Annotated in this window: 22 protein-coding genes and 2 riboswitches; of the genes, 6 read left to right on the forward strand and 16 right to left on the reverse strand. The window is 39.8% G+C overall.

What is annotated here, in order from left to right; translation table 11 throughout:
- Window positions 1–49: 49 nt before the first annotated feature.
- On the reverse strand, window positions 50–625 hold the full coding sequence (gene scpB, locus AB3N04_RS02575; RefSeq protein ID WP_317120681.1) for an SMC-Scp complex subunit ScpB: 576 nt from the start codon (window positions 623–625) through the stop codon (window positions 50–52).
- On the reverse strand, window positions 622–1,383 hold the full coding sequence (locus AB3N04_RS02580; protein WP_368505977.1) for a segregation/condensation protein A: 762 nt from the start codon (window positions 1,381–1,383) through the stop codon (window positions 622–624). The genes scpB and AB3N04_RS02580 overlap by 4 nt, the downstream gene beginning before the upstream one ends.
- A gap of 235 nt (window positions 1,384–1,618) precedes the next feature.
- On the opposite strand from AB3N04_RS02580, the gene AB3N04_RS02585 reads away from it, so the two are divergent.
- Complete coding sequence (locus AB3N04_RS02585; protein ID WP_368504588.1) at window positions 1,619–2,131, forward strand: DUF309 domain-containing protein; 513 nt, start codon at window positions 1,619–1,621, stop codon at window positions 2,129–2,131.
- Window positions 2,132–2,164: 33 nt separating this feature from the next.
- On the opposite strand, the gene AB3N04_RS02590 is transcribed toward AB3N04_RS02585, so the two are convergent.
- The 5 genes from AB3N04_RS02590 to ribD form a co-directional block, all read right to left on the reverse strand.
- A complete protein-coding gene (locus AB3N04_RS02590; RefSeq protein ID WP_368504589.1) occupies window positions 2,165–2,515 on the reverse strand; it encodes a GNAT family N-acetyltransferase in 351 nt (116 codons plus the stop codon).
- A gap of 168 nt (window positions 2,516–2,683) precedes the next feature.
- Window positions 2,684–3,151, reverse strand: a complete 468-nt coding sequence (ribE, locus tag AB3N04_RS02595; protein WP_368504590.1) for a 6,7-dimethyl-8-ribityllumazine synthase — start codon at window positions 3,149–3,151, stop codon at window positions 2,684–2,686.
- A 93-nt stretch (window positions 3,152–3,244) separates the two neighbouring features.
- Window positions 3,245–4,450 (reverse strand): bifunctional 3,4-dihydroxy-2-butanone-4-phosphate synthase/GTP cyclohydrolase II, encoded by a 1,206-nt coding sequence (locus AB3N04_RS02600; protein ID WP_368504591.1) that lies wholly within the window; start codon window positions 4,448–4,450, stop codon window positions 3,245–3,247.
- 26 nt (window positions 4,451–4,476) lie between these two features.
- Window positions 4,477–5,136, reverse strand: a complete 660-nt coding sequence (gene ribE, locus AB3N04_RS02605) for a riboflavin synthase (RefSeq protein WP_368504592.1) — start codon at window positions 5,134–5,136, stop codon at window positions 4,477–4,479.
- 1 nt (window position 5,137) lies between these two features.
- Window positions 5,138–6,220, reverse strand: a complete 1,083-nt coding sequence (gene ribD / locus AB3N04_RS02610) for a bifunctional diaminohydroxyphosphoribosylaminopyrimidine deaminase/5-amino-6-(5-phosphoribosylamino)uracil reductase RibD (RefSeq protein WP_368504593.1) — start codon at window positions 6,218–6,220, stop codon at window positions 5,138–5,140.
- A gap of 253 nt (window positions 6,221–6,473) precedes the next feature.
- Window positions 6,474–6,645, reverse strand: a riboswitch (FMN riboswitch).
- 197 nt (window positions 6,646–6,842) lie between these two features.
- On the opposite strand from ribD, the gene AB3N04_RS02615 reads away from it, so the two are divergent.
- The gene (locus AB3N04_RS02615; RefSeq protein ID WP_368504594.1) at window positions 6,843–8,333 is read left to right on the forward strand and encodes a potassium/proton antiporter; all 1,491 of its coding nucleotides are present in this window, start codon (window positions 6,843–6,845) and stop codon (window positions 8,331–8,333) included.
- 75 nt (window positions 8,334–8,408) lie between these two features.
- Here AB3N04_RS02615 and AB3N04_RS02620 read toward each other — a convergent pair whose 3' ends face one another.
- Window positions 8,409–8,867: an SMI1/KNR4 family protein gene (locus tag AB3N04_RS02620; protein ID WP_368504595.1), complete on the reverse strand. Its 459-nt coding sequence runs from the start codon at window positions 8,865–8,867 to the stop codon at window positions 8,409–8,411.
- Window positions 8,868–9,039: 172 nt separating this feature from the next.
- Between AB3N04_RS02620 and AB3N04_RS02625 the strand changes: the two genes are divergently transcribed.
- From AB3N04_RS02625 to AB3N04_RS02635, 3 genes are read left to right on the forward strand one after another with little or no spacing between them, the layout of a single operon-like run.
- The gene (locus tag AB3N04_RS02625; RefSeq protein WP_368504596.1) at window positions 9,040–9,846 is read left to right on the forward strand and encodes a hypothetical protein; all 807 of its coding nucleotides are present in this window, start codon (window positions 9,040–9,042) and stop codon (window positions 9,844–9,846) included.
- Window positions 9,847–9,849: 3 nt separating this feature from the next.
- Window positions 9,850–10,233 carry a GntR family transcriptional regulator gene (locus AB3N04_RS02630; RefSeq protein WP_317120671.1) on the forward strand — a complete coding sequence of 128 codons (384 nt, stop codon included), beginning with the start codon at window positions 9,850–9,852 and terminating at the stop codon, window positions 10,231–10,233.
- Window positions 10,230–10,922, forward strand: coding sequence for an ATP-binding cassette domain-containing protein (locus AB3N04_RS02635; protein WP_368504597.1), 693 nt, complete (start codon window positions 10,230–10,232; stop codon window positions 10,920–10,922). Before AB3N04_RS02630 ends, AB3N04_RS02635 begins: the two co-directional genes overlap by 4 nt.
- A gap of 52 nt (window positions 10,923–10,974) precedes the next feature.
- On the opposite strand, the gene AB3N04_RS02640 is transcribed toward AB3N04_RS02635, so the two are convergent.
- Entirely contained in the window at window positions 10,975–11,595 is a 621-nt protein-coding gene (locus AB3N04_RS02640; protein WP_368504598.1) for an SIMPL domain-containing protein, read from the reverse strand.
- 234 nt (window positions 11,596–11,829) lie between these two features.
- Here AB3N04_RS02640 and AB3N04_RS02645 point away from each other — a divergent pair, with 234 nt between their 5' ends.
- Window positions 11,830–12,930 carry a M24 family metallopeptidase gene (locus AB3N04_RS02645; RefSeq protein WP_368504599.1) on the forward strand — a complete coding sequence of 367 codons (1,101 nt, stop codon included), beginning with the start codon at window positions 11,830–11,832 and terminating at the stop codon, window positions 12,928–12,930.
- A 96-nt stretch (window positions 12,931–13,026) separates the two neighbouring features.
- Here AB3N04_RS02645 and AB3N04_RS02650 read toward each other — a convergent pair whose 3' ends face one another.
- The 7 genes from AB3N04_RS02650 to spoVAC form a co-directional block, all read right to left on the reverse strand.
- Window positions 13,027–13,461: a peptidylprolyl isomerase gene (locus AB3N04_RS02650; RefSeq protein ID WP_317120667.1), complete on the reverse strand. Its 435-nt coding sequence runs from the start codon at window positions 13,459–13,461 to the stop codon at window positions 13,027–13,029.
- 135 nt (window positions 13,462–13,596) lie between these two features.
- Window positions 13,597–14,919 (reverse strand): diaminopimelate decarboxylase, encoded by a 1,323-nt coding sequence (gene lysA / locus AB3N04_RS02655; protein WP_368504600.1) that lies wholly within the window; start codon window positions 14,917–14,919, stop codon window positions 13,597–13,599.
- Window positions 14,920–15,011: 92 nt separating this feature from the next.
- Window positions 15,012–15,188, reverse strand: a riboswitch (Lysine riboswitch).
- A gap of 111 nt (window positions 15,189–15,299) precedes the next feature.
- Entirely contained in the window at window positions 15,300–16,787 is a 1,488-nt protein-coding gene (locus AB3N04_RS02660) for a spore germination protein (protein ID WP_368504601.1), read from the reverse strand.
- Window positions 16,774–17,349, reverse strand: a complete 576-nt coding sequence (locus AB3N04_RS02665) for a stage V sporulation protein AE (RefSeq protein ID WP_368504602.1) — start codon at window positions 17,347–17,349, stop codon at window positions 16,774–16,776. The genes AB3N04_RS02660 and AB3N04_RS02665 overlap by 14 nt, the downstream gene beginning before the upstream one ends.
- A gap of 4 nt (window positions 17,350–17,353) precedes the next feature.
- A complete protein-coding gene (spoVAE, locus tag AB3N04_RS02670; protein ID WP_368504603.1) occupies window positions 17,354–17,704 on the reverse strand; it encodes a stage V sporulation protein AE in 351 nt (116 codons plus the stop codon).
- Window positions 17,704–18,714 (reverse strand): stage V sporulation protein AD, encoded by a 1,011-nt coding sequence (gene spoVAD / locus AB3N04_RS02675; protein ID WP_368504604.1) that lies wholly within the window; start codon window positions 18,712–18,714, stop codon window positions 17,704–17,706. Before spoVAD ends, spoVAE begins: the two co-directional genes overlap by 1 nt.
- 14 nt (window positions 18,715–18,728) lie before the next feature.
- Complete coding sequence (gene spoVAC / locus AB3N04_RS02680) at window positions 18,729–19,184, reverse strand: stage V sporulation protein AC (protein WP_368504605.1); 456 nt, start codon at window positions 19,182–19,184, stop codon at window positions 18,729–18,731.
- Between the last annotated feature and the right edge of the window lie 3 nt (window positions 19,185–19,187).

The following is a 19,187-nucleotide window of genomic DNA, read 5'->3' on the forward strand; positions in this document are numbered from 1 at the left end:
TTGACTACCTAAAAAAAGCATGTCTCGCAGTGAGACATGCTTAGAAAGATTACAATCCTTCTTCCATATTTTTAAAAAATAAGTCAGCTTCTTCTTCCATATCATCCTCTAGATCCTCTGGTAAAGGTGGAAGTTCATCTAAATGCTTTAACCCAAAGTGATCAAGAAATTGAGTCGTTGTACCATATAGGATTGGTCGACCAGTTCCAGCTACTCGGCCCACTTCTTTAATTAATAATTTCGAGGTGAGGGAGTGTAAGGCCCTCTCTGATTTCACACCGCGAATATCATCGATATCCGCTCGTGTAATTGGTTGTTTATAAGCAACAATAGCAAGGGTTTCAAGAGCAGCTTGTGAAAGTCCTGAATGCAAAGGGGATGTCGCTAATTTCTTAATGTAGGAAGCGTGTTCGGGTTTCGTCTGAAAACGAAATGCACCTCCCACTTCAACAATTTGTAACCCTCGTTCTTGTTCTTTGTAAGTAGCCTCGAGATCATTTACAACATCTTTAATCGTATCAACCTCTAATTCTATTACTTCAGCCAGTTGCTCATAAGTCATACCATCATCACCCGTCACAAACAACAAACCTTCAATAATGGCTTTTATTTCTGAATGAGTCACTCTAAAGGACCTCCTTCCTGTTTAAAAATAGTTATATCAGAGAAATTCCCCTCTTGTTCGCATCGAATGGTTTTCGTTTTCATCAGCTCTAGAATCGCTAGGAAAGTAACAACTACATGGCCTTTTTCAGGAACCGGAAACAAATCCTCAAAATTACATGAGTGCGAAGGAAGGTGGTTAATAAACTCAATCACTTCATTCATTCGATCTTCAATGGAATATTCTTGAGTTTTTACAGTAGTCATCCGAGGGGCTTTAAGAGATTTGCGCTTCATAAGTTTTTGATAAGCAGAGAGCATATCAAATAAAGAAACCCCTTGAATGGCTACCTCGCTCTTATCTGCCTCACTGATTAAAGGTTCAAGGTCTTCTGGGGGTCTTGTATGTACGAGACTTCTCTTTTCTTCTTTTTCTTTCAGATCAGTCGCAGCTTCTTTGTATTTACGGTACTCAATTAATCGATTCATTAATTCATCACGTGGATCTTCCTCTTCCATCAAGAACTCCTCATCAAAGAGTTCTTCTTGTTTAGGTAGCAAGGTCTTGCTTTTAATCGCCAGTAGAGTTGCTGCCATCACTAAATACTCACTTGCGATATCAAGATGTAATTCCTGCATGGCTTGCACATATGTCATATATTGGTCCGTTATAGGGGCGACCGGAATATCATAAATATCAACCTCTGCTTGGTTAATCAGATGAAGGAGCAAATCTAGAGGCCCTTCAAACGTTTCTAGCTTCACATTGTAAGGATTTATTTCATTAGAATTCAATTCATTCACCACTAGCCTCGATTTTTTTGCGCTAGAGGAGATTATACCACACTTCTAAACATCGTGTAACAGGCAAAGCAACTGGGTTTATAGTCAGTAATACAAAAGGAATTTGTCCTTTTCAACCACCCGTTTCACTTACATTGGATAACGATTATTGTTAAAATAAAGGTCACCTCAACAATTGGTGCTGAATTGTTCAGCTAAAGGAGTTTTTACGATGTATTCATCTGCATACCTTGATTATTTAATTGAATTTCACGCAACTCGTGATTATTTTGAATGTCATGAAATTCTTGAAGAACATTGGAAGCATGACCCACCTGGGAAAAGAAAGCTATATTGGGTAGGCTTGATTCAGCTAGCTGTTGCCCTTTATCATGAAAGAAGACAAAATATAATAGGCGCTAAACGGATGTTTCGGAGCTCGCTTCGAATTATTGAGCTTGAGCAAAAAGAGTTCGAACTGCTTGGAATTGATGTTGTTCTACTAAAAAAAATGATACTCGACCGCTTGAACCAAACTGATGCAGTGTTTATCGATTTTACGATACCAATTATCGATGACCAATTGTTAGGAGAGTGCGAGAAGCTTTCTAGTGAGCGTCAATTAATATGGGGAAAGAAAAGCTCCCTTGAACTAGATCAACTTATTCATAAACACACATTACGTGACCGAACAGATGTCATTGAAGAAAGACAACGAAAATTACTTAAAAAACAAAAAAAGTAGGACGCTCCCATTAAGCTTCCTACTTTTTATCTACTATTCATTTTTTTCCTTGCAGCTAGCGAGAAAGTCTTTTGTTTCTTTTGACGGGACTAAGCTTATCTCTAAACGATCCTCTAAGGCAAGGATCATTTTCGTACCTAACCCTTCTTCTCTGTATGAAGGATTTACACTTAAGTGGTGCAGAGTTGTCTCATCCTCATCTATTTCAATTCCAAGAATTCCGACTAAATCTTCTTCTTCTCGCCAGAAAAATAGTTTCCAATTCTCATTTGTTTCATAAAGTTCGATCGTCTTAATTAATTTTTTCACATCTTTTTCTTTAGGCATATACGATAGAAGCCCCATAGCTATCTTTTTTTGAGATGGTTTGTATGGTATGAGCATTATTTCTCCTCTTCCTATCAAGCTAAAATTAACGTATCCGCTTTCACAGCAATTATTTTATCATACTCATACATATTTTGCGTGTGTATTTCATCACAAATTAATAAATCTGTTCATCTTTTACTTAAAGAAACAGCATAACGCATAGCGTCATGCTGCTTGATTTACTTATTCAAACGAACGTCCTAAATTAGCCATCTCAATTGCTGCAGTTGCGGCATCCCAGCCTTTATTACCAGCTTTAGTTCCAGCACGCTCTACCGCTTGCTCAATAGTATCGGTTGTTAGTACTCCGAAGATGACTGGTTTTCCTGAAGATAATGATAATGAAGCCACACCTTTCGCTACTTCTCCACACACATAGTCAAAGTGAGGAGTTGCTCCGCGGATTACGGTTCCTAGTGTAATAACGGCATCATACTTACCACTTTCAATCATTTTCTTAGCTGCAAATGGGATTTCAAATGCACCTGGGACCCAGGCCACATCTACATCGGCTTCAGCTACACCATGACGCTTTAAGGCATCTTCTGCCCCACCTAATAATTTACTTGTAATGAATTCATTAAAGCGACCTACAACGATCCCTACTTTTAATCCTGATGCTACTAGACTACCCTCATATACTTTACCCATGATAAATTCCTCCTAGAATATATGTAACTTCATATTGTATTTATGGAGAAGGGGCACCTTTATTGGTGACTCTTCTCCCAAGCCTTCATGTGCTTAAAAATGTAACATATGACCAAGCTTTTCATTTTTTGTGCGTAGATAACGTTCATTATCAATGTTATGAGGCATTTGAATAGCCACACGATCGACAACTTCTAAGCCATACCCTTTAAGACCCGTAATTTTACGCGGGTTATTCGTTAAAAGCTTCATTTGAGTGACGCCAAGATCTCGTAAGATTTGTGCCCCAATCCCATAATCACGAAGGTCTGGTCCAAACCCAAGCTTCTCGTTCGCCTCAACCGTATCATACCCTTCTTCTTGAAGCTTGTATGCTTTTAGTTTATTCATTAATCCAATTCCACGCCCCTCTTGTCGCATGTACAAGAGAATCCCTGACCCTTCTTGCTCAATTTGAGCAAGAGCAGCATGTAATTGAGGACCACAGTCACAGCGATTAGAACCAAATACATCTCCTGTTAAACATTCGGAATGAACACGTACAAGAGTTGGCTCATCTTCTCTGATTTTCCCTTTAACTAAGGCAACACTCTCCTTACCTTCAAGAACATCTGTATAGCCAATTGCACGAAAATCACCGAACACAGTAGGTAGTTTAATTTCCACTTCCTGTTTAACTAATTTATCTTTACGATGGCGATATTGAATCAGATCCTTGATGGTAATCATTTTAAGATCATGCTCATCAGCAATTTTACGAAGCTCAGGAACACGTGCCATCGAGCCGTCTTCATTCATGATTTCACAAATGACTCCAGCAGGCTTCGCTCCAGATAATCTAGCAAGGTCAACTGCAGCTTCTGTATGGCCAGCACGGCGCAACACTCCACCACTTTTTGCAACAAGCGGGAAGATATGGCCTGGGCGTTTAAAGTGATGTTTTTTCGTTTCCTCAGCTACTAATGCCTGTACCGTATCCGCACGTTCATGAGCAGAAATACCTGTCGTTGAGGTGTGATGGTCAATACTTACTGTAAATGCTGTTCCGTGTGGATCAGTGTTATGATCAACCATCGGTACTAAGTCTAATTCTTTAGCGCGTTCTTCAGTGATCGGTGTACATACAAGACCACGACCATGAGTGACCATAAAATTAATGACTTCCGGAGTAGTCTTCTCAGCGATCGCAACAAAATCCCCTTCATTCTCACGATCTTCATCATCACAGACGATAACAACATTTCCTTGCATAAGTTCATAAATTGCTTCTTCAATTGGGTCAAACAGTTTTTCTGACATTACCCTCACCGTCCTTATCCTCTTACCTAGTTAAAACCATGATCTGATAAAAATTGTTCACTTAAAGATGATTTAGTTTGTGTAGATTTGGTTTTTGTACGTCTTGTAATAAATTGCTCTATATATTTTCCGATCATGTCACATTCAATATTTACAAGATCCCCCACACCTTTTGAGCCGATAATGGTTTCTTCAATCGTATGGGGAATAATGGAGATCGTAAACGAATCCTCATCCACTCCAAAGATCGTAAGACTTGTCCCATCAACAGCTACTGACCCTTTATGGATTAGATAGTTTCTTAGGGCGGGATTGACTCCAATGGTGTAATAAACAGCATTATGCTGTGGTTCTTTTGAAAGGATCTTTCCTACACCATCGACATGCCCGGAGACAAAGTGACCACCAAAACGACCACCGGCACTCATTGCTCGCTCAAGGTTAACTCTTGCACCTCTTCCTAACCCATTTAAACTTGTTGCACGTACTGTTTCTGGCATTAAATCAACTGTGAAGGATCTTGGAGTAAAGGAGGTTACAGTCAAGCATACACCGTTTACTGCGATACTATCGCCAAGATGAACATCATTCAGCACTTTTGCTGCAGTGATTTTAATGACAATCGCTTCTCCACTTTGTCTTATATCTTCAATTGTACCTATTTCTTCAATGATTCCAGTAAACATCTTACCCCTCCTTTACTATAGATATTATTTTCAGGTCTCGCCCTACACGAGAAACATCAACTATATCAAATTGGACCGCTTCGCTCATGTCCTCTATTCCTTCTCCCCCAACAGCTGTTGCTGCAAGTTTTCCGCCCACCATTTTGGGAGCTATATAGGTAATCACTTGATTCACAGAGCCTTCTTTAAGAAAGCTTCCATTTACTTCTTGTCCACCTTCTACATATAAAGACATGACCCGTCTTTGACCTAATTCTATTAAGATCGCTTCAATGCTATACGCTTGCAGTCGAATCACAGTTATTCCTACCTGCTCTAGCTCTTTTTGCTTTTCAATAGAGGATTCTAACGTTGTAAACACCCAAGTCGGGGCCGCTTTATCTGTTACCATTTGTGCAGTAAGAGGCAGGCGCAAATGTCGATCTAATACAATTCGAATTGGATTACGCCCACCAAGTGGCAACCTTGTTGTTAAGGCAGGATCATCAGCTAGCACAGTCCCAATTCCAACTAATATTGCATCATGGACATGACGATCACGATGAACATCTTCACGTGCTGCTTCTTCTGTAATCCATTTGCTTTCTCCTGTAACAGTTGCAGTCTTTCCATCTAAAGTTGTAGCTGTTTTCATTGTGACAAAGGGACGCTTTGTTTGAATAAAATGAAAGAACATGCGGTTTAATTCAATCGCCTCTTGCTCACATATTCCAACTTCCACTTCAAGCCCGGCATCACGCAGCCGTTTAATTCCACGACCTGCCACTTCGGGATTTGGATCAACAGTGGCAACGACTACTCTTGCTAATTCTCTTTCAATAATGAGGTTGGCACATGGTGGTGTCTTTCCAAAATGACTACAAGGCTCAAGGGTGACATATATAGTTGCACCTTTTGCCTGTTCACCCGCCATTTTTAACGCCTCTACTTCAGCATGTCCTTCTCCGGCCCTCAGATGTGCCCCCATACCGACAATGGAACCGTTTTTTACTACCACGGAACCTACCATCGGATTTGGTGATGTTTGACCCTTTGTATGGCTTGCTAATTCCAAGGCTAGCTTCATATAATCTTGATCATTCATGGTGCCATCCCTCTCATACAACGTTCCTATTCGGAAAACAAAAATCCCCGAATGACTAGTCATTCGGGGGAGTGTTTACATAGAAGAGTAGCAAGAACGAACCATTATGTAACGAATGAAAGGAAGGCAGACTGATCCTATTGTAGGTACTATCCTTTTAAAAAGATAGACTTCAATAAGGCATGTCTAATGAAAGTGCTTACATCCTATATTTCTAATAAAAAAGGATACACTTCTCCTATTCATCATGCTCTCGTTCCTTCTCCCATCCAGACTTTCACTGTCGGTCCCGGATTTGCACCAGGTCCACCGTTTTCTAAGATGTCACAATCAACATCACCCCTATAGGCGAAAACGGGTCACGGACTAAGAAGCTATACTTCATCACCGCCGGTCGGGAATTTCACCACGCCCCGAAGAAACATCATTCAATTTTTAAACTACCGTTATTGTATCTTGTTTTCTTACAAATCGTCAACTATAACATCTTGAATTCAAGAAGAATCCCCCCCTCCTTTAAAGAGTGTAAAAGAGGAACATATAGGCAAATGTCTACATATACTTTATATAATCGAACTGACACCGGATTAAGGTACAAGTCTACTAAAGGGGGGGAATTGCTTTGTTTGAAACGATCTCCTCAAATGATTACTTTATACTCTTAGCCGCCTTCCTTCTTATAACAGGTGTATTAGCAGCTAAATTCTCCTCGCGTTTCGGTGTACCCGCTCTTGTTCTCTTCATTCTTCTTGGAATGGCAGTTGGAAGTGATGGAATTGGATTTATCCATTTTGAAAATACAAAAATTGCCCAATTACTTGGGATCTTCGCATTGGTTATTATTTTGTTTGAAGGTGGGCTCCAAACGAAATGGCAAACTGTAAAACCCGTGTTACTTCCCTCCATCTCTCTAGCTACGCTTGGTGTATGTATTACTTCTTGTGTAATAGCGGTATTTGCTAAATTCATCCTCGGGGTTAGTTGGTTAGAAGGAATGTTATTTGGAGCAATTGTTGGCTCTACTGATGCCGCTGCAGTATTTGCCGTTTTAAAAGGCCATAATATCCGCGAGCGACTAGGCGCTACGCTTGAAGCAGAATCTGGAGCAAATGATCCGATGGCTGTCTTTTTAACGTTATCCTTCATTCAACTCATTATCACAGAATCAACTCACGCCTTGTTCATGCTACTCAGCTTTGTTTGGCAAATGGGGGCTGGCCTTATAATAGGCCTTACACTAGGAAAATTAGCATCCATCGCTATTAACCGTATTAATCTCGATTCAAGTGGTTTATATCCTGTTTTCACCCTCGCTTTTGCCTTATTAACCTATAGTTTGACCGCATTAATAGGAGCAAGTGGCCTGCTTGCTGTGTATGTATGTGCTCTTATTATCGGAAACCATGATTTAACGTATAAACATTCTATTTTCAGATTTAATGAGGGATTTGCATGGATTATGCAAATTTCGATGTTTGTGATTTTAGGCTTACTTGTGTATCCAAGTCAATTACTAGACGGTAAAATCATTCTTATTGGACTATTGATTTCAACCATCTTAATCTTTATTGCAAGACCCATCGCTGTGTTTCTAACAACCTGGGGGATGAAATTCGATTGGAGGGAAAAGGTATTCCTATCTTGGGCAGGGCTACGCGGCGCCGTTCCAATCGTACTTGCCACCTTCCCTTTAATAGCCGGACTTGAAAATAGTCAATTGTTTTTTAATTTAATCTTTTTTATCGTTTTAACATCAACGTTGATACAAGGATCAACCATTCACTTTTTCGCGAAGATTCTTTCACTGACTGGTCCAAAAAAAGTAACGCCAATGCATACACTTGAACTCATCTCAATTGGTAAAGCGAATGCCGAAATTATCGAATATGAAGTAAATGAAGAGACCGCAATTGTAGGGCAAAAATTAAAAGATATCTCTTTTCCTAAAGATGTATTAATCAATGTCATTATCAGAAATGGACAGTTAATAACCCCAACAGGTGAGACAAAAATAGAAATTGAAGATACGTTATACATTCTTGTATCGCGAAAAAGCGAACAAGAGTTAAAAAACCTTCTTCACAAAACGACTCAGCTACATTCCGCACTCTAAACCTAGCTCATCCAATCTAGAGCTAGGTTCCAAGATGTTTCTAATTTCATTGAGGCAACACTCATCCATTTACCATTACTCTTTTATAAACAACTTACAAAGAAAGTCTTCAAATGTTTCGGCAATAACTTCCTCTGCCCACCTGCCATCCTCTAGTTCTGTAAAATAACATACTCTAGGCGTATTGCTAAAACGATAATCTAATGTAATCCACGTGTGCATGTCACCTGTTAAAAGTATTTGTCGACTTGGTAACTCAAATTGTTCAGAGAAGATGGATGATAGCCCCACTCCTGTTTCTAGGTCTAGCTCTTGAAAATAAGGAATTAAAGCTGCCTCACCATCATTAAATAAAACATATCGATAATAAAGCTCTCCACCGTTCTGTTCTTTCATTAATGAAATATATGGTTGTGGAAGTTCTACATCTAAAAACTCTTCAATCTCACTTATTTGCTTCTCTGTTAACTGCACACCTGGCTTGTATGTTGTAGGACGTTTCCAAAACCCTTTACCTTCATATTTTTTCAACATCTGCATTTCCTCCCCCTCGCTCTATTCTTCTATTTTTACTTATTCGAGCAACCGAAACAACCAGTATTGTGAATTGGGCTCAGAAAAATTTAAAATCTATTGACTGTACTTTTGTCTTAGTGTACTATTTAACTAATACACTAAGACAAAATAAAATAATGGAGTGATGTTCATGTCTGTATGGGGAAATTTATTAAAAAAGGAAATTCGTTTAGGGGTTCCTACATTCCTAATACCTATCATTGGTTTTTTTATCATTTGTGCAATCGCAGGGTATTTCGGTAATCGCAACGGCATTATGTGGGAAGCACTAGTTGGCGTTGTCGTATTAGCAATTGGACTACAAGCATTTTATCTAGCCTATTATATGTTCTTCAGCTTACAAGCTGAGCATAAAAAACTTCATCTTTGGCTCCATAGCCCTCTTCCGGCTTATGGATTATTATCAGCTAAGTTAGTAGCTGGACTTATATCTATGCTGATCACCACAATCATTGTGGTAAGTACGGGGTTATTTTCTATCACACAATCGGAGATGTGGGGCGGTGTGACTGAGTACATTTCAACCTTTCAGCTCATGGAGGTTGGATTGTATGGCGGCTTAGCCCTTTACTTATTTTCTTTATCCGCTGTTGTCTGGGTGATGTTCTTTTGGATGATTTTCTTATTGCTATCAAAACTAATGAATGGCTTTTTTAGTTTCGCATTAACGGCAGTTAGTGTGATCGCCATGTTCCTTTTCGTAGGTTGGTTCAGTTTAACGGATGTATTTGCCCGATTAACGGAATGGGGAGAAATTGAGCTCGGCCATATGATACAGAGCATTGATTTTGAAACGAGTTTAACTGGCGGAACAGAAGTAGCAACAGAAACCGGGAATATTTCCTTTTATTTCGGTACCTTATTATACGAAACCATCTTTGCACTAGCATTGTTCGTTATCACTTGCTGGATATTAGATAGAAAAATTGAGGTGTAAGTTATGACTGATACGTTCCATTCTTCAAAACCAATCTACAGTCAACTAGCAGAACGAATACAGCGTCAAATTTTACGGCGAGAACTAGCTCCTGGAGATAAGCTACCATCTGTTCGTGAAATGGGGATTCAATCAAACGTCAATCCAAACACGGTTCAACGCACATATAGAGAATTAGAGGGGATGAATATTGTGGAAACAAAGCGAGGTCAAGGCACTTTTGTAACAGAAAACGAAGAAGTGTTGATAAGAATGCGAGAATCCCTAAAGAACGATGAAATTTCCCGGTTTGTATCAGGTATGCATCAAATGGGCTACTCAGATGTAGAAATTGAAGCTGGATTAGTGGCCTTCTTAAAAACCGAAGGAGAGGAGAAAAACCAATGATTACATTCAGTGATGTGTCAAAAAAGTATTTAACAAAGACTGCGTTAAGAAATATCAATCTAGAATTATCCAAAGGGAAAATCATTGGATTAGTTGGCGAAAATGGGAGCGGAAAATCAACCACTCTTAAATTAATCGCCGGACTGACCCAACCCTCAAAAGGAACGATTACAGTGAATGACAAAAGCGTTAATCGTCGGATTGCCACTGATGTAACATATTTATCAGAGCTTGATGAATATTATGGTTTTTACAACGTGGGGCAAACGATTGACTACTATGCCTCTCAATTTTCTGATTTCAATATGGAAAAAGCAGAAGAAATTCGTTTATTCATGAAATTGGACCGACATGTAAAATTGAAGCATTTATCGAAAGGAAATCGCGGTCGCTTAAAAATTGTTCTTACATTAGCTCGAGAAGTACCCGTAATCTTAATGGATGAACCCTTCTCGGGGCTTGATCCGATGGTTCGCGATTCGATCGTTCAAGGGCTTATTTCCTTTGTTGACCTCGAAGACCAAATTATCCTCATTACGACTCACGAAATCAAAGAAGTTGAAACGATTTTGGATGAAGTGATTGCGATTAAAGATGGCGATATTGTCGGCCATCATAATGTAGAAGATTTACGCTTCAAAGAAAATGTAAGTATTGTGGAATGGATGACAAAAATCTATAACCAGTGAAATTGATTAAAAGAGCTAGTAATGAAAACTGTTACTAGCTCTTTTTTATATATTATTGAAAACTGTAAATGACTTCAACTGATGCCTGAATAGAAATAGAGCCTGGCTGTATCGGGGTAGCAGCAGAACTCAGCATTGCCCCATCATAAAACCTAACAGGTCCACCTACTGACCGCTCTATTACTTTTACAGGTGTTTCAACTAAGGATACATTCAATGTATCCGTCATTGCATTAGCCTTTCCCCTAGCATCTTCAAGCGCCAATTGTAAGGCCTCATGATATAAATTAGTCGGGTCAGCCACTGTAAACTGAATCGATGTAACCATATTCGCTCCATTTTCTACAGCTGCGTCAACCACTGCACCAGTTTGTGTTAAATCTTCGACATTCACTTGTACCATATGGGTTACTTCATATGCCCTAAACTGTTGCTGACCATCAATAAAGTCATATCTAGGTTCGATTCGATAGGTCACAGTTTTAATTTGATCTTCTGGAATACCTAAAGTATTCAAAGCTGAAATGATTTCAGTGATTAGCTCATTATTTTTTTGTTGGGCATTACTAACCGTGGTATCCTCAGTTACCACTCCTAAAGTAAGTTGCGCACGATCAGGAACCACCTGCACAACGCCTTCCCCAGTTACTGTTATTATTTGTTGATCAGTCATTAGATTATTAAACCTCCTTTTTTACATACACACTACCTTCTAGTAGTCTATTCAAGAAAACCTTGTCTCAAGACTCCTTAATGATGCATTATGCTATCTGTGAACTGTTGCTAGCTTTGGCTGCTTCCTTTATCATTACTTTGTAGAGAATATCTATTGAAACAAAACACATGTAGTCTTTCAAACAATTTTATTGATTACCTGTCATTTTTATAGCTTAAGGAGGCTACACTTTTGAAACATCGTATTGAGCGTTTAACACAATGGCTAAAAGACGAGAAAAAAGATGCTGCTTTTATCACCTCTAAGGAAAACATATTTTATTTAACAAATTTTTATACAGATCCCCATGAACGATTAGTTGGATTAATTCTTTTCCCAAATGAATCACCTATTTTAATTGTACCGGGTATGGAAACATCTCAAGTAAAAAACGCTGGCTGGTCGGATGAAATCATTGGTTATGCAGATCATGAAAGTCCTTGGAAATTACTTAGTCGATCGATTGAACAGCGTAATATAAGCTTGATAGAAAATGTTGCAATTGAAACGGATGTTCTAACAGTTTCAAGAATGAATGATTTACTAGCCTTATTCCCTTCAGCTGCGATTACTGCAGTAGAGCACCAATTAAATCAGATGCGTGTTGTAAAAGATGAGATTGAAATTGCAATCATGAAGCGCGCAGCCCAAATGGCTGACTACGGTGTTGAGGTCGGCAAAAATGCCCTTAGAGAGGGTATTACTGAAATGGAAGTTTTAGCTAAAATTGAATATGAATTAAAGAAAGAAGGCATACGTGAAATGTCTTTTTCAACGATGGTTTTATTTGGTGAAAAATCAGGAGCGCCTCACGGGAATCCTGGCAAGCGCAAGTTGAATGATGGAGATTTTGTCTTATTTGACTTAGGAGTCGTACTCGACGGATACACATCAGATATTACTCGTACATTTGCTTATGGTTCAATAAGTGATGAGAAAAAAGAATTGTACAACACCGTTCTAAAAGCACAACTTGCATCCCTTGAAATCAGTAAGCCAGGCACACGCATTGGAGATTTAGACCAATCAGCACGCAATATAATTACAGAGGCTGGTTACGGCGATCGTTTCCCACATCGTATAGGACATGGACTCGGAATCAATGTTCATGAATTCCCTTCTATGAGTCATTTAAATGATGGGACCTTACAAGCTGGGATGGTTTATACAATTGAACCAGGTATTTATGATCCGGTTCTTGGTGGTGTAAGGATTGAAGATGATGTATTAATCACAAAAGAAGGTCATATCACCCTTACTAAAACACCAAAAGAATTGACTATTATTAATTAATAAAAAGCGATAGCAGCCAAGTGCTATCGCTTTTTGTATGGCGTGCTAATCATAAATTAAAAGGAGCCATCATTGATGGCTCCTTACTCGTTGAGATTATTCTTCCCAAACCTTTACTTCTTGCATAACATCGCCTTGTTTGATACGCGTTACTGAATCAAGACCTTCCACAACTTGTCCGAACACAGTGTGAACACCATCAAGGTGAGGTTGTGAATCGTGAACGATGAAGAATTGGCTTCCGCCTGTGTCTTTTCCTGCATGCGCCATTGAAAGTGCACCCGGTACGTGCTTATGAGGGTTTCCTTCTGTTTCACATTTAATTGTGTAGCCAGGACCTCCTGTACCATTTCCAGTTGGGCAACCGCCTTGTGCTACGAAACCAGGAATAACACGATGGAATGTAAGGCCGTTGTAGTAGCCTTCGTTTGCTAATTTCTCGAAGTTTGCAACCGTACCTGGTGCTTCTTCTGGGTAAAATTCAATAACTAGCTTTTCGCCATTTTCAAATGCAATACTACCTTTTTTCATATGTATAGCCTCCAAATGTTAAGATTCACCTTATTGTACACGATTCTTATCCGAAAGTGAAATAGTTATCACCGCCTTCAAAAAAAAGCCGGTTCGACAAAGGGATCCACGTCAAACCGGTTTCAGCTATTTCACTTAAACTTGCTTCAGCACGTGCTTTAATGGTAGGTCCAGACGAACAAGATCTTCGTATGATTCACGCTCAATGACTAATTGTGATTCACCCTTTTCAACAAAGACAACCGGTGGTCTAGGAATACGATTATAATTATTTGCCATTGAATACCCATATGCTCCTGTACAGAAGACTGCTAATACATCCTCATGTTCAGCTTTTGGTAAAGGCAGATCCCAAATAAGCATATCTCCACTTTCACAACATTTCCCGGCAATTGAGAAAGTCTCCTTCGCCTCTTCGGTTGCACGATTTGCAAGCAGCCCTTCATACTCTGCTTGGTAAAGTGCCGGACGTAAGTTATCACTCATGCCCCCATCGACTGATAAATAATGACGAACATTAGGAATTTCTTTTCTCGATCCGATAGAATATAGCGTTGTTCCTGCATCGCCCACTAATGAGCGACCTGGCTCAATCCAAATTTCAGGAATCGCCATTTGGTGTAGTGTTGCTTTTTCTTTAATCACTTGAACCATCTTCGCTACATAGTCACCAACCGGAAGCGGTGTATCTCCTTCAATGTACCGAATTCCAAAGCCCCCACCAAGATTTAATACAGTTGGAATAAACCCTAAAGAATCACGCCATTTTTCAATGTATTCAAAGATTTTTTCCACTGCCATTACAAAACCACTTGTCTCAAAGATTTGAGAGCCAATATGACTGTGAATACCAAGTAAGTTTATATGGGGATCAAGCAATGATAGTTGAATTGCTTGGTCCACTTGCCCACTTTCTAAATCAAATCCAAACTTCGAATCTTCTTGTCCGGTTGAAATGTAATCATGCGTATGAGCTTCCACACCAGGAGTAATGCGAAGCAACACATCCATTTTCACATCACGTTCTGCACAAATACGTCCAAGCTGCTTTAATTCATAAAAATTATCGACAACTACACATCCGATATTTGCCTTCACTGCCATTTCAAGTTCAGCGATGCTCTTATTATTCCCATGAAAATGAATACGCTCCATTGGAACACCCGCTTGAATAGCTGTATATAATTCTCCGCCAGAGACAACATCTAAACTTAAACCTAGCTCATGCGCTAATTGAAACATAGCAATACAGCTGAATGCTTTTGAGGCATATGCGACTTGATAGCTAACCTCTTCATCTTTGAAAGCTTGTTGAAATTGTTCAGCTCTATCTCGAATAAGAGCTACATCATAGACAAATAAAGGGGTGCCATATTTATTAGTTAATTCAATTGTATCGACTCCACCGATTTCTAAATGACCTTTTTCATTAATCTGACTAGAACCATGCATGTACATTAATACTATCTCTCCTTTTATCTCCCATCTATACAAAAAAAGCAGCTAATGTTGTTACACTAGCTACTTAGAATGCGCAAGAGTAACCTCACTTTTAGAATAGTCCTCCACTACAGATGTAGTGACAGTTCGTTCTTTATTCAAGAACGACCCAGCACTTATTTTTTTGGCAACCAATAAGTACTTCGGCAAATTGACCTTTCCATTTGGTTCAAAGCTGCCATAAGCTCCCCAAATATACTCTTTCGTTTTGCGCCTCTACCCCATTTTCATGAGGTTCATTAAATTGTTGTAATTACTGTAGCACACTCTTTAGGAGTCATCAACCCTTAAAATGGAGAAGAGTTAAATCCTCGTTTGTCAGTGAAAGGTTTTTCTTATTACCTTCCACTAGGCTTTTGTTTAATGGGATCTTGTGGATTGACAATACTTGGGCGCCAACGAACAGATGGAACGGTTGCTCGAATTAAAATCTGCCAAATAGCTGGTGGATCAAACGGAAGGAATGGCCACATATAAGGCTTATTGAATGTTTTTAATCCTGCTAATAAAAGGACAAATAAAGTTGTTCCTATTATTAATCCTGGTACTTTCAACCACGCTACTAAAATGATTAAAATGATACGGGTTATCCGTAAGGCGACCCCTAGTTCATAACTTGGTGTTGCAAACATCCCGATTGCTCCCAGGGCTACATACAATATTACTTCAGGTGTGAAATAGCCTACTTGAATAGCGATTTCTCCAATTAAAAGTGCGGCAACTAAACCAAGCGCAGTAGCAAGTGGGGACGGAGTATGGATCGCCGCCATCCGTAATAATTCGATTCCCATTTCTGCAAATAGAATTTGCAGAACGATTGGAATATTGTTTGTCTCTTCTGGACCAATAAAATCAAGACCTGCTGGAAGGAGACTTGGCTGGACGACTAGTAAGAGCCAAAAAGGCAAGATGAATAGCGAAAAGAAAATCCCTATGAAGCGTGTCCAACGTAAAAAGGTACCAACTGCTGGAGATTGACGATATTCCTCAGCATGCTGAACATGGTGGAATAAGGTGGTCGGTGCAATTATGACACTTGGAGACGTGTCGACAATAATAACAATATGTCCCTCAAGTAAATGTGTCGCTGCTACATCTGGTCTTTCTGTGTAGCGTACAAGCGGAAAAGGATTAGCCCCTTGCTTTACGATATATTCTTCAACAATTTTATCAGCCATCGTAAGACCATCAATTTCGATCGCATCTAATTCTTTCTTAATTATATCTACTAGAGTAGGGTCAGCGATTCCATCAATGTAAGAAATACAAATATCCGTTTTGGAGCGAACACCTACTTGCAGGATTTCGTTACGAAGACGTTCATCCCTAATTCTCCGTCGTGTCAGAGCTGTATTAATTATGATATTTTCAGTGTATCCATCTCGCGCTCCACGAACAACCCGCTCTGTATCAGGCTCTTCTGGTCCTCTGCCTGGATATTGGCGAACATCTATGACAAAGGCTTCTTCTTCACCTTCAACTACAATAAAGATAAGTCCCGAAAGCATTTGGGTGATCGCATTATCCATTGAATGCGTTTCTTCAACTTGCACATGCGTTAAATGGTTTTTAAAAGCTTCTTTAATATTATGTGTTTTACGGTGACGAACATCTAGGTCCATCAGCTCTTTCATTAATTCAATGACATATAAGCTATCAATAAGTCCATTAACAAAATATATATTCGTTTTTCGATCTAATATGGATAACGTACGGACACCTACATCAAAAGACTCTCCTAACCCAAGCCTTTCTGCTAATCGCGTCTCGTTCTTGGTGAAATCTCGGGTGAAATGTTCCTCATGCTTTTCATTAGCTTGACTCACGATAACCACTCCTCTCTAAGATGAGATTTACTGCTTGCTTTGTTACGGGACAACCTCGCTTCAATGTATCTTGACCGGCCATTTTACCGATATCACCAATCCCTACAATAAAAGGAATGTCTAATTGATCGAGTATATACACCGTATCCCCGTTGATCCTGCCAATCTCCATATCAGAGACACCGTCTTTATCAACACCATACTCCGTTAATTCACCATAGCGCGTAATACTAATATCAACCTTGGTCCATTCACAGGAATGAGTAGCAGACGCTACTGCAATCGCACCAAGAACCACTATTTGCGGATGCGTCGCTACAACTCTCATAGCTTGTTCTCCAGGACCTTCATAGCGGTAGCCACAATCATCAAACATGACAAGAACAGGTTCTGAAGGTGTGCTTAATATCATCTCAACTAGTTCTTCCCCTGAAACAGGTGTAGGGTTACCCCAAGAATGACTAATGCACCTTCCACCAATCTCACTCGCTACCATTTCCACCGCTTGTTTCGCATGCTCATCCCCGTCTGTAATAAAAATCACTTTTCTTGATTCATTCACACCTTCACCCCCTTGGTTTGAAAATTAATGCGACTAAGAAACTAAATAAAATCGTTGAAGAAATCCCTACAGAAGTCACTTCAAACATCCCCATCCCCACACCGAGAAATCCGAAACGTTCCCCCTCAGCCATGGCTCCATGGACCAAAGAATGCCCAAAGCTGGTAATGGGTACTGTAGCTCCTGCACCTGCGAAATCAATCAAGCGATCATATAAATGAAATCCATCTAGCAACGCTCCAAGAACGACTAATGTACTCAACGTGTGAGTAGGCGAGAGCTTTCCTATATCTAGGAGCAATTGACCTAAGATGCATATCAACCCTCCTACGACAAACGCACTTACATATTCCATTAGTCCCTCTCCTCTAACTCAAATGAAACAGCATGAGCAATGCAAGGAATCGTTTCCTTTTGCTGCATCATTAATGGACTTAATAGAGCACCTGTTGCCACAACTAGTAATCGTTTGATGATTCCCCGCTCCATTTCCTTCATCAAATAACCAAATGTGACGATCGCAGGACACCCTGCGCCACTGCCACCTGCAAAAACCGGTTGCTCTTGGTGATAAATCATCACCCCGCAATCTTCATAGTTGTTTCTTAACTTTATCCCCTCATCTTCTACTAGCTTGCGCAAAATTGAACTTCCTACACGTGATAAGTCCCCGGTTACGATTAAATCATAATATGAAGGTTCTCTTTGTGTTTCTTTAAAATGAGTTAACAATGTTTTCGCCGCAGCTGGAGCCATCGCAGAGCCCATATCAAGTGGGTTAGCAACCCCCATATCTACCACTTGTCCAAGTGTGGCATGTGTAACTCGTATTGCATTAGGTTGATTACTAAGAAGCACAGCACCTGAACCAGTCACTGTATAAGTCGCTGTTTCTGGCTTCTGCCCTCCAAATTCTGTAGGGTAGCGAAATTGACGTTCAGCTGTTGAATGGTGACTACTTACGGCAACGAGTGCATTTTCCACATAATGACCATTAATGAAAATGGATGCAACTGCAACTGATTGCATCACTGTTGCACAAGCAGAAAACATCCCTAGAAAAGGAATTCCTAATTGTCTAGCTGCATAATTAGAAGTGACGATCTGGTTTAATAAATCTCCAGCTAGCATGATATCGACATCACTAGGCTTGCGATTCACCTTCGCTAAACAGAGGCGCACAGCCTCTTCCATTAAAGCTCGTTCCGCCAGCTCCCAATTCTCTTCATCACAGTAGAGATTGTCAAAAATTTTATCAAAACTCGTGCCAAGAGGGCCTTCCCCTTCTAGTGGACCAACAGCGGTTCCTGTTGAATGGATATAAACGGGTTGTTTAAATTCCCATGTTTGTTTTCCTAGTCTCATTAAAATGAACTCCTTTACCGTATAAGCATTTGAACAAGCAAACGAGTTAAACCGACTGCATATGCAGATAGCACCCCAAAGGCAATGACGGCACCTGTTAACTTAAACATATTTGCGCCTATCCCAAAGACTAGCCCTTCACTTTTATGTTCAAGCGCCGAGCTTGTCATCGCATTTGAGAACCCAGTCACAGGAACAAGAGAACCCGCTCCAGCAAATTGACTTATTTTATCGTATACACCAAAGCCCGTAAGCAAGGCTGCAAGTAAAATCAAAGTGGCAAGCGTCGGGCTCATCGCCTCTTTTTGCGAGAGCGGGAAAAAGGTCATATAAAAATTACTTATAAATTGACCGAGTGCGCAAATTCCACCACCAATGACAAAAGCTTTTATACTATTTGAAATAACAGGTCTCTTTGAATGATATAACTCCATATTGGCCTGATAGCGTTTCTGTTCATCAGATAACATCTT

The sequence above is a fragment of the Alkalihalophilus sp. As8PL genome, from assembly GCF_040939795.1.
GTDB classification, from domain to species: Bacteria; Bacillota; Bacilli; order Bacillales; family Bacillaceae_D; genus Alkalihalophilus; species Alkalihalophilus lindianensis.

What these genes read in the sequence shown, in the direction of transcription:
- ribE (WP_368504590.1), bottom strand. Translation starts at nt 3,151, where the DNA reads ATGGGTAAAGTATATGAGGGTAGTCTAGTAGCATCAGGATTAAAAGTA.
- AB3N04_RS02650 (WP_317120667.1), bottom strand. Translation starts at nt 13,461, where the DNA reads ATGAAAAAAGGTAGTATTGCATTTGAAAATGGCGAAAAGCTAGTTATT.
- spoVAD (WP_368504604.1), bottom strand. Translation starts at nt 18,714, where the DNA reads ATGAGACTAGGAAAACAAACATGGGAATTTAAACAACCCGTTTATATC.
- AB3N04_RS02620 (WP_368504595.1), bottom strand. Translation starts at nt 8,867, where the DNA reads ATGTTGAAAAAATATGAAGGTAAAGGGTTTTGGAAACGTCCTACAACA.
- ribD (WP_368504593.1), bottom strand. Translation starts at nt 6,220, where the DNA reads ATGAATGATCAAGATTATATGAAGCTAGCCTTGGAATTAGCAAGCCAT.
- ribE (WP_368504592.1), bottom strand. Translation starts at nt 5,136, where the DNA reads ATGTTTACTGGAATCATTGAAGAAATAGGTACAATTGAAGATATAAGA.
- AB3N04_RS02635 (WP_368504597.1), top strand. Translation starts at nt 10,230, where the DNA reads ATGATTACATTCAGTGATGTGTCAAAAAAGTATTTAACAAAGACTGCG.
- AB3N04_RS02600 (WP_368504591.1), bottom strand. Translation starts at nt 4,450, where the DNA reads ATGTCAGAAAAACTGTTTGACCCAATTGAAGAAGCAATTTATGAACTT.
- spoVAE (WP_368504603.1), bottom strand. Translation starts at nt 17,704, where the DNA reads ATGGAATATGTAAGTGCGTTTGTCGTAGGAGGGTTGATATGCATCTTA.
- AB3N04_RS02630 (WP_317120671.1), top strand. Translation starts at nt 9,850, where the DNA reads ATGACTGATACGTTCCATTCTTCAAAACCAATCTACAGTCAACTAGCA.
- AB3N04_RS02590 (WP_368504589.1), bottom strand. Translation starts at nt 2,515, where the DNA reads ATGCTCATACCATACAAACCATCTCAAAAAAAGATAGCTATGGGGCTT.
- lysA (WP_368504600.1), bottom strand. Translation starts at nt 14,919, where the DNA reads ATGTACATGCATGGTTCTAGTCAGATTAATGAAAAAGGTCATTTAGAA.
- spoVAC (WP_368504605.1), bottom strand. Translation starts at nt 19,184, where the DNA reads ATGTTATCTGATGAACAGAAACGCTATCAGGCCAATATGGAGTTATAT.
- AB3N04_RS02625 (WP_368504596.1), top strand. Translation starts at nt 9,040, where the DNA reads ATGTCTGTATGGGGAAATTTATTAAAAAAGGAAATTCGTTTAGGGGTT.
- AB3N04_RS02585 (WP_368504588.1), top strand. Translation starts at nt 1,619, where the DNA reads ATGTATTCATCTGCATACCTTGATTATTTAATTGAATTTCACGCAACT.
- AB3N04_RS02640 (WP_368504598.1), bottom strand. Translation starts at nt 11,595, where the DNA reads ATGACTGATCAACAAATAATAACAGTAACTGGGGAAGGCGTTGTGCAG.